At 70.8% G+C, this 15895-nt stretch carries 14 protein-coding genes; 4 read left to right on the top strand and 10 right to left on the bottom strand.

What is annotated here, in order from left to right:
- Window positions 1-3 precede the first annotated feature (3 nt).
- The gene (locus AB0B61_RS08820; RefSeq protein WP_358429753.1) at window positions 4-2058 is read right to left on the bottom strand and encodes a beta-galactosidase; all 2055 of its coding nucleotides are present in this window, start codon (window positions 2056-2058) and stop codon (window positions 4-6) included.
- A gap of 240 nt (window positions 2059-2298) precedes the next feature.
- Between AB0B61_RS08820 and AB0B61_RS08825 the strand changes: the two genes are divergently transcribed.
- Genes AB0B61_RS08825 through AB0B61_RS08840 form a run of 4 tightly spaced genes read left to right on the top strand, consistent with a single transcriptional unit; the run spans window position 2299 to window position 6118 of the window.
- Window positions 2299-3600 carry a sugar ABC transporter substrate-binding protein gene (locus AB0B61_RS08825; protein ID WP_358429755.1) on the top strand — a complete coding sequence of 434 codons (1302 nt, stop codon included), beginning with the start codon at window positions 2299-2301 and terminating at the stop codon, window positions 3598-3600.
- A complete protein-coding gene (locus AB0B61_RS08830) occupies window positions 3597-4442 on the top strand; it encodes a sugar ABC transporter permease (RefSeq protein ID WP_358429757.1) in 846 nt (281 codons plus the stop codon). Before AB0B61_RS08825 ends, AB0B61_RS08830 begins: the two co-directional genes overlap by 4 nt.
- Before the next feature lie 2 nt (window positions 4443-4444).
- The gene (locus AB0B61_RS08835) at window positions 4445-5230 is read left to right on the top strand and encodes a carbohydrate ABC transporter permease (RefSeq protein ID WP_358429759.1); all 786 of its coding nucleotides are present in this window, start codon (window positions 4445-4447) and stop codon (window positions 5228-5230) included.
- 12 nt (window positions 5231-5242) lie between these two features.
- Window positions 5243-6118, top strand: coding sequence for a nucleoside hydrolase (locus AB0B61_RS08840; RefSeq protein ID WP_358429761.1), 876 nt, complete (start codon window positions 5243-5245; stop codon window positions 6116-6118).
- On the opposite strand, the gene AB0B61_RS08845 is transcribed toward AB0B61_RS08840, so the two are convergent.
- The 9 genes from AB0B61_RS08845 to AB0B61_RS08885 all read right to left on the bottom strand — a co-directional run bounded on the left by AB0B61_RS08845 (window position 6115) and on the right by AB0B61_RS08885 (window position 15888).
- On the bottom strand, window positions 6115-7122 hold the full coding sequence (locus tag AB0B61_RS08845; RefSeq protein WP_357947835.1) for a LacI family DNA-binding transcriptional regulator: 1008 nt from the start codon (window positions 7120-7122) through the stop codon (window positions 6115-6117). The two genes, AB0B61_RS08840 and AB0B61_RS08845, sit on opposite strands and share 4 nt — an antisense overlap.
- Before the next feature lie 101 nt (window positions 7123-7223).
- The gene (locus tag AB0B61_RS08850) at window positions 7224-8078 is read right to left on the bottom strand and encodes a geranyl diphosphate 2-C-methyltransferase (RefSeq protein WP_358429763.1); all 855 of its coding nucleotides are present in this window, start codon (window positions 8076-8078) and stop codon (window positions 7224-7226) included.
- A 39-nt stretch (window positions 8079-8117) separates the two neighbouring features.
- Entirely contained in the window at window positions 8118-9392 is a 1275-nt protein-coding gene (locus tag AB0B61_RS08855; protein ID WP_358429765.1) for a family 2 encapsulin nanocompartment cargo protein terpene cyclase, read from the bottom strand.
- Between the two features lie 21 nt (window positions 9393-9413).
- Entirely contained in the window at window positions 9414-10808 is a 1395-nt protein-coding gene (locus tag AB0B61_RS08860) for a family 2B encapsulin nanocompartment shell protein (protein ID WP_358429767.1), read from the bottom strand.
- 362 nt (window positions 10809-11170) lie between these two features.
- Window positions 11171-12217 (bottom strand): aldose 1-epimerase family protein, encoded by a 1047-nt coding sequence (locus AB0B61_RS08865; RefSeq protein ID WP_358429769.1) that lies wholly within the window; start codon window positions 12215-12217, stop codon window positions 11171-11173.
- Window positions 12214-12918 (bottom strand): SDR family oxidoreductase, encoded by a 705-nt coding sequence (locus tag AB0B61_RS08870; protein WP_358429771.1) that lies wholly within the window; start codon window positions 12916-12918, stop codon window positions 12214-12216. Before AB0B61_RS08870 ends, AB0B61_RS08865 begins: the two co-directional genes overlap by 4 nt.
- Complete coding sequence (locus AB0B61_RS08875) at window positions 12915-13958, bottom strand: hypothetical protein (RefSeq protein ID WP_358429773.1); 1044 nt, start codon at window positions 13956-13958, stop codon at window positions 12915-12917. Before AB0B61_RS08875 ends, AB0B61_RS08870 begins: the two co-directional genes overlap by 4 nt.
- Window positions 13946-15124: a CoA transferase gene (locus tag AB0B61_RS08880; RefSeq protein WP_358429775.1), complete on the bottom strand. Its 1179-nt coding sequence runs from the start codon at window positions 15122-15124 to the stop codon at window positions 13946-13948. The genes AB0B61_RS08875 and AB0B61_RS08880 overlap by 13 nt, the downstream gene beginning before the upstream one ends.
- The gene (locus tag AB0B61_RS08885; protein ID WP_358429777.1) at window positions 15124-15888 is read right to left on the bottom strand and encodes an enoyl-CoA hydratase/isomerase family protein; all 765 of its coding nucleotides are present in this window, start codon (window positions 15886-15888) and stop codon (window positions 15124-15126) included. The genes AB0B61_RS08880 and AB0B61_RS08885 overlap by 1 nt, the downstream gene beginning before the upstream one ends.
- Window positions 15889-15895: the final 7 nt, after the last annotated feature.

Consider the following 15895-nt stretch of genomic DNA (forward strand, 5'->3'; position numbering starts at 1 on the left):
GGATCAGTCGAGAGGCCGCAGTGCGACGACCGCGCGCGGCGCCAGTGTCACCGTGCCGTCGGCCGTGGACCCGGTCAGCAGGTCCTCGGCCGGATAGGGGATCGGCACGCGCCGCGTCTCGTCGCCGTGGTTGAGCACGAACAGCACGGGTCCCCGGCGTACCGCCTCGACGCCGGGCGGCAGCTCGGGCAGTGCGCCGGTCACGTCCGCGTCGGCCAGCACCCGCGCGGTCAGCTCGGACAGCCCGTCGGCCTCAGGCACGGTCGCCACGTACCAGGCGACGCCCGCGCCGCTCTCGTGCCGTAGCACCGCCGGGCGGCCGGCCAGGTCGCCGTCGGCGAACGTGGCCACCGGCTCGGCGCCCTCGGCGGCCATCAGCTCGGTCCAGATCCGCGCGGTGAAGCCGGTGCCGTCGGCCCAGTGGCAGCGCACCGGCCGGTCCTCCTGCGCGGGCAGCCATTCCTCGCCGGACGCGCCCAGCACCTCGCGCAGCGGCGCGGGGAAGCGGCCGGTACGGACGTGCCCCCGCGGGTCCGCCACCCCCGAGAAGGGGCCGACCAGCAGCACACCGCCGCGGTGCACGTACTCGGTCAGGGACGCGGCGTCCCCGTCGCTGATCAGGTAGAGGTTCGGCACCACGGTCAGGGCGTACCCCGTGAGGTCCGCGGACGGCGGCACCAGATCCACGGTCACGCCGCGCTCCCACAGCGGCCGGTAGAAGCGCAGGAGCTGGTCGGGCAGGGTGAGCCGGTCACTGGGCCGGCCGCGCTCCTCCAGCGCCCACCAGCTGGCCCAGTCGTGCACCATCGCCACCTTGGCGGGCACCGGCGTGCCCGCCACCGAGGCCAGCCCGCGCAGCTCGTTGCCGTGGGCGCGGACCTCGGCGTGCAGCCGGGTCTCCGGTCCCGCGTGCGGCACCATCGCGGCGTGGAACCGCTCGGCCCCGAACCGGGAGGCCCGCCACTGGAAGTAGCACAGACCGTCGGCGCCGCGGGCGAGCGCCTGCAACGACTCCAGCCGCAGCTGTCCGGGCGGTTTGGGGAGGTTGTGCGGGCGCCAGTTCACCCCGTTCGTGGCCTGCTCCATCAGCAGCCACGGCCGTCCGCCGCCGAGTGAGCGGGTCAGGTCGTGGGTGAGCGCCGAGCGGGCGGGGGAGAGCGGGTCGGCGGGGTCGGGGTACCAGTCGTTGGAGACGATGTCCTCTTCGGGCGCCCACGCCCAGTAGTCGACGGGCTTGAACAGGCCCATGAAGTTCGTGGTGATGGGGAGGTCCGGGGTGCGCTCGCGCAGGATGTCGCGCTCGGCGCGGTAGTGCGCGAGCAGCGCGTCCGAGCAGAACCGCCAGAAGTCCAGCTGCTGCGTGGGGTTGATCATGTACGGGGCGCGGCGCGGGGTGATGATCTCGGCCCACTCGCCGTAGCGCTGGCTCCAGAAGCTGGTGCCCCACGCCTCGTTCAGGGCGTCCAGGTCGCCGTAGCGCTCCCGCAGCCAGGTGCGGAACGCCGCCGCCGTGTCACCGCAGTGGCAGACCTGGCCGTACTCGTTGCCCACGTGCCACAGCGCCAGCGCCGGGTGCCCGGCGTAGCGGTCGGCGAGGTCGGTGACGATGGCCAGCGCCTTCTCCCGGTAGGCCGGGGACGATGGGCAGAACTGGTTGCGCGAGCCGTACCAGAGCCGGTGTCCCGACTCGTCCACGGGCAGGGTGCGCGGCCAGCGGTGGCCCAGCCACGGCGGCGGCGAGGCGGTCGGGGTGGCCAGGTCGACCGCGATCCCGGCCGAGCCGAGCAGGTCGAGGACCCGGTCGAGCCAGCCGAAGTCGCGCGCGCCCGGCTGCGGCTCGATCCGCGCCCAGCTGAACACGCCGACGGTGACCAGGTTGACCCCGGCCGCCCTCATCAGCTCGACGTCCTCGATCCAGACCTCTTCTGGCCATTGCTCGGGGTTGTAGTCGCCGCCGAAGAGCAGTCCGCGTCCGGCGGTGAGGGTGTGCGTGCCCAGTCGCGGCGAGGCCGTCAGATGCCTGCTCCGTCGCGCCGGGCCCGAGCCTAACGAAGTCATTCCACTCCGGCCTGGGCGGCTCGGCGCAGCAGCGGGCCGAGACGAGTTGGTGAAAACGTTTCGCAAAAAATCTATGGCCCGGTTTGCGGGTATGTCAACGTCTTTAGGTGATGCGTCCTAAATGTCCAGTCGGGCGGCGTACGGGCCGCCTGACCTGGCCCTTGTCCTTCTGCGCGCTTGGTGGCATCCTGGCCGCCTGAAGGTGACACGTGTAGACCTCGGTCCAGAAGGAGCTAGGGGATGAAGTTCTTCAGGGTGGTTATCGCCACGACAGCCCTGGCCGGCGCCCTGGCCGCCTGCGGCTCAGGTGGGTCGGGCGGGTCGGGCGGGTCGGGCAGCGCGAGCCAGGCCGCCGACGCCTCGGGCCCGATCCAGTTCGTCGGCCCCGAGGACCCCAAGACCTTCGCCCCGGTCATCGCCGGGTTCGAGGCCAAGAATCCGGGGACCAAGGTCAACTACACCCAGGTGCCCTTCGACCAGCTCAACAGTGTGCTCCAGCAGCGCCTCGCGGCCAAGGACGACTCGATCGACGTCTACACGGTCGACCAGCCGCGCGTCGCCGCTCTCGCCACCCGCGGCTTCCTCACCGACCTGAGCGACCTGACGGACAAGGTCAAGAGCGCCGCGCTCCCCGGACAGTACGAGGTCAACGTCTTCAGGGACAAGCTGTGGGCGCTGCCCATCTGGACCTCCGACCAGTTCCTCTTCTACAACACCGAGTTGCTGGAGAAGGCGGGCGTCCAGCCACCGCCGAGCGACCCGGCCAAGCGGTGGACATGGGAGCAGACGGTCGAGGCCGGCAAGAAGGCGCAGGAGAAGGCCGGCGCCCAGTGGGCGGTCATCCCTGAGCAGATCGAGCAGTTCTACCAGTTGCAGAGCCTCGCCGAGTCGCTCGGCGGCGGATCCGGGATCACCGGTCCCGAGATGCTGACCCCGGCCATCACGACCGACGGCTGGCTCAAGGCGATGACCTGGTACCACGGCCTGTTCGCGAACAAGCTGGCCCCGCGCGGCGTCGGCTCCTTCCAGACCTCGCCGCTGTTCAGCGAGGGCAAGGTGGCCTTCTTCGCCGGCGGCCCGTGGGACGTGGGCACGTTCGCCGCGGCCAAGGGGCTGAAGTGGGGCGTGGCACCGTACCCCTACTTCCAGGGCGGCAAGCCGGCGACCCCGACCGGCTCGTGGTCATGGGGCGTCAACCCGGCCTCCAAGAGGCAGGCGGCGACGAAGAAGTTCATCGAGTACGCCGCGCTCGACCCCGAAGGCAACCTCCAGACCACGCAGAACACCACGATCATCCCGTCGAACAAGGCGGCGTTCGACAAGTACGTACCCCTGCTCGACGCCAAGGCGAAGGGCGTCGGCGAGATCATGAAGTACGACGCCCAGAACACGGCGGTGGCGCGGCCCAGGTCGGTCGGCTACATCCAGTTCGAGGACATCATGACCAAGGCGTTCGCCGACATCCGCAACGGCGCCGACCCCAAGGCCCGGCTCGACCAGGCGACCCAGGAGATCACCACCGCCTGGAAGCAGCTTCGATGAAGGTCGCGCTGGCCTTCCTGGCGCCCGCGCTGGTGGCGCTGCTGGCGCTCCGGCTGATCCCCGCGGCCATCGCCGTGGGCAGCAGCCTGCGGCACACCAGCCTGGTCACCGGCGAGACGTCGTTCGTCGGCCTCGGCAACTACGCGACGCTGTTCGACGACCCGACGTTCCTGCAGAGCGTCAAGGTCACGCTGGTGTTCAGCCTGATCGTGAACCCGCTGCAGATCGCGGTCGCCCTCGCGCTGGCGGTCCTCTACACGCGGAAGTTCGCCGGGGTGCGCTTCCTGCGCTCCCTGGTGATCCTGCCGATCGCGGTGCCGCCGGCGGTGTCGGCGGCCATCTGGAGCGTGGCCTACCGGCCCGACGGGATGCTCAACGCCGTGCTGCACGTGCTGGGCATCCCGCAGCAGCCGTTCCTGACCTCGCCGCAGCAGGCGCTGTGGTGCCTGATCGTGCTGCTGTCGTGGATCGGGGTCGGCTACTGGATGATGTTCCTCATCGCCGGCATGCAGGACATCCCGCGCGCGCTCTACGAGGCGGCGGCCATCGACGGCGCCTCGTCCTGGGCCAGATTCTGGCACGTGACGCTGCCGCTGCTGCGCAGGCCGCTGGCGTTCGTCCTGGTGGCCGACACGGTCTCCAACTTCCTGGTCTTCGCCCCGGTCCAGATGCTGACCAACGGCGGCCCGCAGGGCTCCACGAACGTCACCATGTTCGACATCTTCACCCGCGCCTACAGCGTCGGCGACCTCAACCTGGCCCAGGCCGAGGTCATGCTGCTGGTGCTGGTCGTGCTCGCGGTCGTCATCGTCCAGTTTCGCCTGCTGCGCGCCAAGGACTGAGCATGCTCAGAAAGACACTCGCCGGCGTCGTCGGCCTCGCCTTCGCGCTGCCCCTGCTGTGGGCGCTCAGCAGTTCGCTGCGCGGCACGGGCAACCTCGGCAACTCGCTGATCCCCGCCGACCCGACGCTCGCCAACTATCTGGCGCTGCTGACGGGCGGCTTCGGCCGGGCCATCGCCAACTCGCTGCTCGTCGCGCTGGCCACCGTCCTGATCGGCCTGGCCATCTCCGCGGCGGCGGCGTTCGGCCTGTCGGCCATCAGATTCCGGGGCCAGGGCGTGCTCTTCGGCCTCGTCGTGCTGAGCTTCCTCATCCCGTTCGACGCGATCGCGATCCCGCTGGCCACGCTGTTTCGCGACTGGAACCTGCAGAACACCTACGCGGGCCTCATTCTGCCCGGACTCGGTCACGGCCTGGCGATCTTCCTGCTGCGTCAGTTCTTCCTGGCCGTCCCGGCCGAGCTGGTGGAGGCGGCGCGGATCGACGGGCTGGGGTGGTTCGGGGTGTTCGCCCGGCTGTATCTGCCGTTGTCGCGTCCCGCCCTGGTCAGTGCGGGTCTGACGCTGTTCATCTTCCAGTGGCAGGCGTACGTCTGGCCGCTGCTCATCGGCACCGACGCCCAGCACCAGCTGGGGCCGATCGCGCTGGCCAACATGCGCGGGCAGTTCACCATCGACTACGGGCAGCTGTTCGCCGGCTCGGTCGTGCTGACCGTGATCCCGCTGGTCATCATCCTGCGCTTCCAGCGCCAGTTCACCCAGTCCATCGCGACGACCGGGCTCAAATAGAGAAAGGCCATCATGGCTGACCGTCAGATCGTTCTCGACACCGACCTCGGCTCCGACGTGGACGACGCGCTCGCGCTGGCCGTCCTGCTCGGGTCGCCGGAGGTGGACCTGCTCGGCTGCGTCACCGTCTACGGTGACACGGCGCTGCGGGCGCGCCTGGCCCAGCGGCTGGTACGGCTGGCCGGCCGTACCCTCACCGTGGTGCCCGGCGCGGAGAAGACGCTCACCGACCGCGAGGTCTGGTGGGCGGGTCACGAGGGCAAGCTCTTCCCCGACCTCGACACCGAGCGGATCTCCCATGAGCCGGACGCCACCGCCTACCTCACCGAGCTGGTACGCCAGGCACCGGGCCAGATCGACGTCGTCGCGATCGGCCCGCTGACCAACATCGCGAACGCCATCCAGGCCGACCCGGAGTTCGTGGCGAACGTCGGGCACCTGTGGATCATGGGCGGGCGCTTCGACTCCGCGAAGCCGGAGCACAACTTCAAGTGCGACCCCGAGGCCGCGAAGATCGTGTTCGACTCCGGCGCCCCGATCACCGTGACCGGGCTGGAGATCACCACGACCGTGCGGCTGGACGCCGGCGACGTGGCCAGGATCGCTGAGGCAGGCGAGTTCGGGCAGGCGCTGAAGGCGGAGATCGAGCAGTGGTGGCGGTTCTGGAACGAGGAGTGGAACAGCCCGCACGACCCGATCACGGTGCTGACCCTGCTGGCGCCCGATCTGTTCGGTTTCACGCCGGACGGCCACGTGGCGATCGGTCCCGATGGGGTGAGCGTGTTCACGGAAGGCGCGGGCCGCACGAGGATCACGGTGGCGGCGCGCGCGGACGAGGTCGCCGCGCAGATCGTCGCCAGGACCGTGGCGGCGGATCACGCCACCTAAGGCGTCCGCCGGTCCTGGCAGCCGCACGAGCCGCGGACCACGAGCTCGGCGGGGTAGATCTTCGTCACCGGCTGGTGGGCGCCCTGCTCGACCCCGGCGATCAGCGTCTCCGTGGCGAAGCGGGCCATCTCGTCGATCGGCTGCCTGATCGTCGTCAGGCCCGGCACGGTGAACGCCGACTCGCGTGCCCCGTCGAACCCGACGATCGCCAGGTCACCGGGCACCCGCAGGCCCAGGTCGGCGGCGGCGCGCATGGCGCCGATCGCCTGATGATCAGTGGTGGCGAACACCGCGGTCGGCCGCTGGGCCAGCAGCTCGACGGCGGCCGAATAGCCGCCCTCCATGCTGAGCGGGCCCAGCGCGACCAGTGAGCTGTCGAGCCCGGCCTCGGCCAGCCCCCTGCGCCACCCTGCCAGCCGCAGCTCGACCGCCGTGATGTCCAGCGGCCCTCCGATGAACGCGAGCCGGGTGTGGCCGTGCCCCGCCAGGTGCGCGGCCGCGAGCCGGCCGCCCTCCTCATCGTCCACGGCCAGCCTGGAGAAGAAGGGGGGCGCCTCGTGGTCGATCGTCACGACCGGGATGCCGCCCTCCATCTCCTTGACCTGTTGGGGCGACGGGCGCACCCGCATCAGCACCAGGCCGTCGACCTGCCGCTCCATGAACGAGCGTACGTAGCCCTCGGCGCGTGCGGGATCCTCGGCCGAGTTGCCGAGCAGGACGGAGTAGCCGCGCTCCCAGGCCACGTCCTCGCACGATCTGGTGAACTCGCCGAAGAACGGGCTCTTGCCGCCCGCGCTGTCGGAGGCGATGACGCCGATCGTCCAGGTCCGCCGCGCGCGCAGCGACCTGGCCACGGCGTTGGGACGGTAGCCCAGCTCCTCGACGGCCGCCAGCACCCGGCTCCGGGTCGCCGCGGACACCGGCTTGGGGCCGTTGTTCATCACATAGCTGACCACGGCGGGCGAGGTCCCGGCCAGGCGCGCCACGTCGTTACGGGTTACCACGATCACACCACTTTACCGCCCGGTACACGCCTCTGAGCGCCGCCCAGGGAGGGGTGCCGCCGGCGACGCTCGCGTCGCCGGCGGCCGGGACGGCATGTCTGTCAGGCGCGATCGGCCGCGATGAGCAGGTACTGGAAGCTGCCGTTCTTGTAGGCGTCGAGGAAGGGCTGTTCGATGCCGGTGGCCAGGGCGGTCTGGGCGCGGAGTTCCCAGTAGGGGATCGTCGCGGGCGTGAGGTCCACGACGCTGATGGGGACGAGGCGGTTGGCCGCCATTTCCTTGAAGTAGGTGCTGCGCGGATGGATGTCGCAGATGTAGTGCGCGTTGATCTGGCTGATGGCCCGCGACGGCAGGCCGTAGGCGTCGTTGTAACAGCCGGTGATGCACACGTATCGGCCACCGCGGCTCAGCAGCCGGGCGTGCTCGGCGAACAGCAGCGAGAGCTCGACGTACATGGTGCTCTCGTTGTTCCAGATCGCCTGGAACGTTCCAGACTCGAAGCCGGTGTCGAGCATGTTGCGGAAGTGGAAGCGCACCTTGTCGGCCACGCCGCGCTTCCTGGCCTGCTCGTTGGCGAAGGCGACCTGCGACTCGGAAATGGAGACGCCGTCCACGTGGCAGCCGAACCGCAGGTTGGCGACGATGCTGGAGCCGCCTCTGCCCGAGCCCGCGTCCATGACCCGGTGATGGGGTTCGAGTGGGCCGAGCCGGCTCATGAGGAAGTCGGCCTGCGCCGATTCGAGCCGGTGGAGTTCCTTGATCACGCGTTCGTCCCGGGTCTCCGCGGGGCCGTCCAGGACCCTCCAGTCGACCTCGCCGATGCCGTAGTGATGGTGGTAGATGCCGTCCACTTCGCCCAGCCGGAGGTTGACCGGGTTCTGCTCGGTGTTCCAGTAGTCGGCGACGGATCGTTGGTAGAGGCTGCTGAGAACGGAGGAGTCCTGCGTAGCGGTCACCTGAGGGATTCCCTTCTTCATGAACTACCGGGGGTGCGGTCAAGACTGATAGCGGCTGGTGGAGCCGTGCCATTCGAGGCAGCCGGCCATCCACGCCTGCGCGCCGCGCAGGAACCGGTGGAGCTCGGGACACCGGAGGGAAATGAGCGCGCGATGGCTGGATTCGAAGCCCTTGACGAGATCGTTGTGGAGGGCGACCGCGCGTTGGGTCGCCTCGCGGATGGAACACTTCTCCTCGGCCGCGATGAGCAGGATCACGTTGGAGTCGGGGAGTTCGTCCGCGGCCTCCTTCTCGACGGAATACAGGTCGTTGACCAGGACGCTGGCGGTGCCCGCCTGCATGAGCGCGGTGTGGAAGCGCCGGTCGAAGAAGAGGTCGGCGGGCAGGTGATAGCCGCCCACGATGTCGATCAGCGTCATGGAGGTGTAGAAGCTGTCGTGCTGACGGGCCGCGAGGTAGCGCCAGACCGGTGGCGGCGTCTCCAGGTAGCGCCAAGCCGCGTAGGCCGCCCAGCTCACGTACATCTGAGAGGTGATGTTGCAGACGCGCCCGATCTGTGACGGGGTGGCGTGGCGGGAGATGTGGCTGATGCTCGACCGCAGCGAGACCAGGACGGGGTCGGCCTGGATCGTCTCCTCGAGCTGGCGGGTGTAGTCGCCCACGGGCGGGGGCGGGTCCATGGCGGACATCACCAGGGCCAGCCGCGGTGGCAGTTCGGTCGGCGTCGCGCCCAGGTCGCTCTCGTCGGCGTAGTAGTCGTCGGCCGCCCACCAGGCGGCGTTCGTCTGCGCCGCGATCAGCAGCATGTCGGGGTCGTCGGTGTCGGGGTGCGTGAGCATGGCCAGCCGGCCGTAGCCCGTGTCGCTGAACACCTTCATCCGGCCCTCGTGGAGCCCGACCCGCTCCGCCCACGCCACCAGGCGCCGGTTGACCTCCTCGCCCAGGTCCTCGTCGATGCGTACGGTCTCAGGGCAGTACAGCGGGGGATACGACCCGTCGCCCCACTCCCGCTCCCGGTAGGCGAGCGGCGCGAGGTCGTGCGCGCGCATGGCGCTCGAAAGGGTCAGCCGCGGCTGCGGGGGTTCGTGCCCGTCGTGCTCGCAGACCCTGGGCGGGGGCCACTGGTCCGGGGATGGGACGTGGAGCGCCGAGGTGCCCAGGCCGGTGGGACCCGCCGCCATCCGGGCCAGCGCGTCCGCTCCGGCGGGCTGCTCAGGTAGGGCCTGGACCTGGGTTTCGGCGGCTCGGCGGACGGAGGGGCCGGCCGGCAGCGTGATGGCGGCCGGCGGCTCTGCGGTGTCGTCTGCGGGCATGCGGCCCTCTTCCTAGGATCGTCAGGAGCGGGGGGCGGCGATGTTGGCGTTCTCCAGGATCCCGATCGCGTCGGGCACCAGGATCGCCGTCGAGTAATAGGCGCTGACCAGGTAGGACATCACCGCCTGGCTGTTGATCCCCATGAAGCGGACGTTCAGGCCGGGCTCGTACTCCTCGGGGAGGCCGACCTGGTTCAGGCCGACCACTCCCTGGTCCTCCTCGCCGGTGCGCATGGCGATGATCGAGCTGGTGTGCCCGTCGGTGATCGGGATCTTGCCGCAGGGGAAGATCGGGATTCCGCGCCAGGCCGGGATCTCGTGGCCGTTGACGTTGGCGCTGCCCACGGTCAGGCCGCGCTTGTTGCATTCGCGGAAGAAGGCGGCGATGGCCTTGGGATGGGCGAGCAGCAGGCGGGTCTTGCGGCGCATGCTGATCAGATCGTCCAGGTCGTCCGGGGTCGGGGGACCGGACCAGGTGTTGATCCGCTGGCTGTAGTCGGCGTTGTGCAGCAGCCCGAACTCGCGGTTGTTGAGCAGCTCCCATTCCTGGCGTTCGCGGATCTCGTGGATCGTCAGGCGGAGCTGCTCCTCGAACTGGTTCATCGGCTCGTTGTAGAGGTCGGCCACGCGGGTGTGGACCCGCAGGACGGTCTGCGAGACGCTCAGGGGGTATTCGCGAGGGTGGAGCTCGTAGTCCACGAAGGTGCCGCCGATGTCCGGCTCGCCGACGTGCCCGGCGGCCACGTGGACCGCCGCCTCGCCGCGCTTGTTGACCGGTTTGCGGGTGCCCTCCAGGTAACGCTGGATGTGCTCCCGCAGGGCGGGCGATTGGTCGAGCAGCCGCTGGAACTCCCGCCGCGGCGACACCATGACCGTCCCGGCGGTCGTGGCCTGGATCGAGCACGGCCACCGGGGATCGTCCTGCGCGAAGGCCTCGTCGCCGAACTGGTCACCGTCCGCGATGACCCCGAGGACCACCGTGCCGCCGTACTGGCCGGTGGACAGCCGGTTGAGCCGGCCGTGGGCGATGACGAAGGTCTCGGTGATCGGCGTCCCGGCCTCGACGATGACCTCCCCGGCCTGGAACCGCCGCGCCGTGAACGTCGAGGCGAGCGCGCTCAGCACGTCCAGGTCGCCGAACCCGCGCAGGGCGGGCAGCTCCGTGAGCGTCTCCGAGATGATCCACACGTCGTCGGCGCCGTTCTGCACCACGCTGACCCGGCCACGTCCCACCGCGTGGGTCAGCCGGCGGTTGACCCGATAGGTGCCCCCGGCCACATCCACCCACGGAAGCATGCGCAGCAGCCAGCGGGAGGTGATGGCCTGCATCTGCGGACGGGTCTTGGTGGTGGTGGCCAGGTTGCGCGCGGCCCGGGTGTCCAGGCTCAGCCGGTGTTCCGCTTGCTCGGGGGGCATGTTTCCTCGCACTCTCTGATCGTGGAATGTAACCCGTCGGCTCAGCGGGCCGATTTCGGCGGCTTTGAGAGTACGGGTGGGAAATCTCTTCCGGAGAGCATCAGAGCGATGAGGGTAATTCCTCGGTCGTGGTGGCGCGGAATGTGAGCGGCTCTGTCATTGAATTCTCGGTCGCCTTCACGCTGGTGGTCCGGTCGAGGCGTCTTCGATGGTAAAGGCCGTTCCGCAGCCAATCAATGGCTCTCTCTGGCTATTCGACCATTCACGTACGTCTGATTTGACCGATAATTCGTGAATTATCGATGGAAAAAGCAAAAGGCCCGGCCCGCACCGAAAGTGCGGACCGGGTCCTTCTTATGAACTCAGACCGTCTCGACCCTGAACGTGGTCTGGTAGGTGCGCGACTCCTGAGCCTCCAGCCAGATCATGCTGCCGTCCTCGCGAGCCGCCGCGTCGCCGCCCACGTGGTGGGTGGACGGCTCCAGGCCGATCGCGTAGTTGCCGGAGCGCAGGTTCAGCCACTCGAAGAAGCACGGGAACTGCGCCGCCCGGAACTCCACACTGACCGCCATGCCCAGCCGGTCATTGACCACCGCGACCCGGTGCAGGCCCTCGGCGCCGGGGTTCAGCGCGTGCTCGTACACCTGCTCCACGAAGCCCGGCACCGGCCCCGGCAGCGTCAGGTGGTCGGCTCCTTGCTCGGCGACGCTGTCGCTCTGCCAGAGGGTCTCGCGGATGTCCGCCTCGAACCGGGCGCCCTCGTCGAGCAGCGGCCAGCCGAGGTTGATGTGGTACAGGAACATGTGCGGCGTCGGCTCGAACCCGGCGTTGGTCACGGTGTCGCTCAGCCGGATCTCGTCCCCACCCAGGTCGGCCTCGATGCGGCGGGTCAGGGTCAGGTTCTCGCCGAAGACCGCCGCCTGCCGTACCTCTCCCTCGGCCCACAGGACGCAGCGGTCGCCGTCCCAGCGCTCGCCGTAGCCGCTCAGCCGGGCGGGCAGGTTGCCCGCGCGGCCGTGCAGGCCGTGCCGTACGGACGGGCGGGGCGGGTAGCGGTAGGCGTCGGCGGGGACCTCGCCGCCGAACAGCGTGTGGTCGAGGCCGCCGGTGACCATGAGCCCGGAGAAAGAGCGCAGCCAGGACAGGCCGTCCTCGTCGTTGTTCTCGTGCAGCCCCGGATGGCGGAAGCCGGTGGGGGAGCGCCAGCCGAAGGACCGCCCGGCGTGCTCGGCCGCGCCGATGTCCATGCACCGGTCGACCAGCACGTCGAAGGCCAGCCCCGAGCCGGTGCGGAACTCCAGCGTCCGGATGCCGCGTTCGGCGCCGTCGCCGAGCGTCACCAGGCGCACCCCGCCCATGGCGGCCGGGTCGCCGGTGAGCTCCGCCAGTTGCCTGCGGGTCGGCGTCATGCCATCACCCACCCTCCGTTGACTTCGATGGTCTGGCCGGTGACGAAGGACGCGTCGGGGCCGGCCAGGAAGGACACCACGGCGGCCAGCTCCTCCGGCCGGCCGCGCCGCTGGAGCGCCTGCCGTTCGAGGACGAACCGGTTGTACGCCTCGGGATCCGGATGGATCTCCTCGGCGGCCGTGGGGAACGCGCCGGGCGAGACGCAGTTGACGCGGATCTCGCGCGGTCCGAGCTCGCGGGCCAGAGCCCTGGTCAGGGCGGTGGCGGCGCCCTTGGTGGCGACGTAGGCGGCCAGGTCGGGCCAGCCGCCGTGCATGGTGATCGACGCGATGTTGATGATCGCGCCGGCGCCCAGCGAGGTCATCTGCCTGGCGGCGTGCTGGGCCGCCAGCCAGTAGGCGCGCTGGTTGACCGCGTGCACGTCGTCGTACTCGGCCAGCGGCACCTCCAGGAAGGGCCTGCTGGGATAGATGGCCGCGTTGTTGACCAGGACGCCGACCGGCCCGAGCGCCGCGGCCGTACGGGCGAAGGCGTCCTCGACGGCGGCCGGGTCGCGCAGGTCGGCGGCCAGGTTGAGCGCGCCGTCGAGTGAGCCGGCGTCGAGGTCGAGCGCCGCCACCTGGTGGCCGTCGGCCGTCAGGCGGCGCACGATCGCCTGGCCGAGCGCGCCGGCCGCGCCGGTTACCAGCGCCGTGGTCATGTCCACTCCCTGTGCAGGTCGTTGAGCAGGTCTCTGGCCGGTCTGCGGGCGGTCAGCCCGTCGCGGAGCAGGGCGGAGGTCCGCTCCTGCTTGCCGATGTAGCCGGGGAAGCGCGGCCGGATCCAGGCCGCCTCCACGGTGTCGCGGGTGTCGCGGTAGAAGCCCGAGGCGTCCCAGGCGGAGCGGGCGGCGGGCTGGCCGCCGGTGGCGGGGAACAGCCCGGTCTGCACCGGCTCCGACAGCAACCGGCGCAGGTGGGCGCGTACGGCGTCCCTGGTCCCAGCGTCGTGCACCCGGCTCTTGGAGACCGCCAGCCCGGTGCCGCCGAGCACGCTCCCCGGCGCCCGGCCGGGCCAGGCGGGGGCGTCGGCGAAGGCCAGCGGGTAGGTGGCGTACCCGTACACCAGCGGGCAGAGGTCGGGCCCGCCCGCCGCCATGGCGTCGAGGACGCCGATCGGGTTGCGCAGGGAGACCTCGGGGTCGGCCAGCGCGAGCAGTTCGGCCATGAGCTCCAGCGCCCGCAGTCCCGCCTCGCGGTCGAGGAAGTCGCCCGAGCACAACGCGCAGAACATGAGGAAGGCGTGCGGCCCGCCCAGGCACAGCGCCAGCCGCCCGCCCTTCCGCGCGAACTCCACCGTCTCGGGCCAGGTCTCCGGAATGTGCGTGCCTGGCCAGGCGGCGGCCACCTGTGCGGCCGCGTCGAGCGGCAGCGCCCACTGGCGCCCGTCCAGGTGGTAGCTCTCGTAGGAGCGGCCGACGGTGCGGGCGCGGAAATCGGCCAGCTCGGGCGGCGTGAACAGCTCGTCCATCGGCACCAGCGAGTCCAGCGCCGCGCCCAGTCCGGGATGGTCGATCACCAGCACGTCGTACGACGCGCTGAGGGTGGCGATCGGCTCGGACTCGAAGCCTTCGAGCGGCTGCCGGTCCCACTCGATCGGCTCGGGCACGTCGCCGTACGGGTTCGGCCCGGCCAGGTCGAGACGGGTGAGCTCGTCGAGCGGGGCGTGTCCGCGGGGGTGGTCCCAGGTCAGTCCGCGCACGCCAGCACGCCCTTCTCCACCAGCTCGGCGGCGCGTTCCGCCGGGTAGCCCAGCTCGCCGAGAATCTCCGCGGTGTGCTCGCCCACCAGCGGCGCGCCCCTGCGTACCTGGGGCGGGGCGGCGCTGAGGCCGTACGGGAAGCCGGGCGTGGTGACCGTGCCCTCGGTGCGGTGGTCGTAGGTGACGAACGAGCCGTTGTGCCGGACCTGCGGGTCGGCCACCAGCTCCGCGTAGCCGTACACCGGGCCCGCCCACAGGTCGTGGCGGGCGCAGATGTCCAGCCACTCGGCGGTCGTGCGCTCGGGCAGCCGCCGGGCGACGGTCGAGGTGATCTCGTCGCGCTGCGTGTGGCCGTCCATGTCGGCCAGCTCGGGCAGGTCGAGCGCGACGGCCAGCCCGTCGAGCCGGGGCATGCCGAGCGCGAGGTAGCCGTCCTTGGTGGCGAACACCCCGTACGGCGCGCGGATGTAGGTGTGGCCGTGCGGCTCGCGCCCGCGCCGCTGCGGGACCCCGCCGACGGTGAAGACCGACAGCTCCTGCATCTGCACGGCGATGGCCGCGTCGAGCATGTTGACGCTCACCCGCTGGCCCTCACCGGTGCGCTCGCGGTGCAGCAGCGCGGCCAGGGCGCCCTCGAAGGCGCTGTAGGCGGTGATCGCGTCGATCGCGTAGGTGCCGGCGGGCGCCGGGGGGTCGCCGTCGCGGCCGGTGCTGAGCATGGCGCCGCTCATGGCCTGGAGCAGCAGGTCCTGTCCCGGGCGCGTCACGTACGGGCCGCTCTCGCCGTACCCGGACATGGAGACGTAGACGACGCGCGGATTGAGCCCGCTGATGGTGTCGTGGTCCATGCCGAGGCGCTCGGCGACGCCGGGCCGGTAGTTCTGCAGGAACACGTCCGCCGTCGCGGCGAGCCGGTGGACGATGTCGCGGCCCTCGTCCGACTTGAGGTTCACGGCCAGGCTGCGCTTGTTGCGGTTGAGGGACAGGAACGAGGCGTTGACCTGGTTGCCCGTGGCGCCCCCGGCTGGGGCGTGGCGCTGCCACTCGCCGGTCACCGGCTCCACCTTGATCACGTCCGCGCCCAGGTCGCCCAGGCGCATGGCGGCCAGCGGGCCCGCCATGGCGATGGACAGGTCGACCACGCGGTAACCGTCGAGGACGCCCATCAGCGCCCCTCGAAGACCGGCTCGCGGCGGGCGGCGAACGCGGCCCGGCCCTCGGCCGCGTCGGCGGTGGCCATGCAGACGGTCTGCAGGTCCCGCTCGTACTGGATGGCCTGGTCGAGCGGCATGGCGTACGCGGCTCTGAGGTTGGCCTTGGCCGTCTGGGCGGCGATCGGCGGCCGGGCGGCGATCTTCCCGGCCAGCTCTCGTACGGCCGGCAGCAGCTCGTCGGGAGGCACCACCTCGGTGACCAGCCCCCAATCCTTGGCCCGCGCGGCGTCGATCGGGTCGCCGGTGAGCAGCATGGTGGCCGCGTTGCCGGGGCCGACGGAGTGGGCCAGCAGCGCGGACTGGCCGCTGCCGCCGATCCAGCCGAGCTTGATCTCGGGCGCGGCGAACGTGGCGGTGGTGGCCGCCAGCCGGATGTCGCAGGCCATGGCCAGCTCCAGGCCGCCGCCGTAGGCGTAGCCGTTGACGGCGGCGACGATCGGCTTGCGCAGGGCGCGGACCGCGTCGCCGTAGTCGCCGCGGTTGCGGAACTCCCACGGCGTGGCGTACGCGTCGAGCTCGCGGATGTCGCTGCCCACGCAGAAGGAGCGTTCCCCGGCGCCGGTGAGCACGGCCACCCGGATGGCGGGGTCGGCGTCCACGCGGTCGAGGCAGGCGCGCAGCGCGTCGGCCATCTCGGGGGTGATGGCGTTGAGTTTGGCGGGTCTGTTCAGGGTGATGACGGCCACCGGGCCGGCCACGTCGAGCAGGACGTCCATGGATTCC

This window comes from Nonomuraea sp. NPDC049158, assembly GCF_040648335.1.
Taxonomy (GTDB): Bacteria; Actinomycetota; Actinomycetes; order Streptosporangiales; family Streptosporangiaceae; genus Nonomuraea.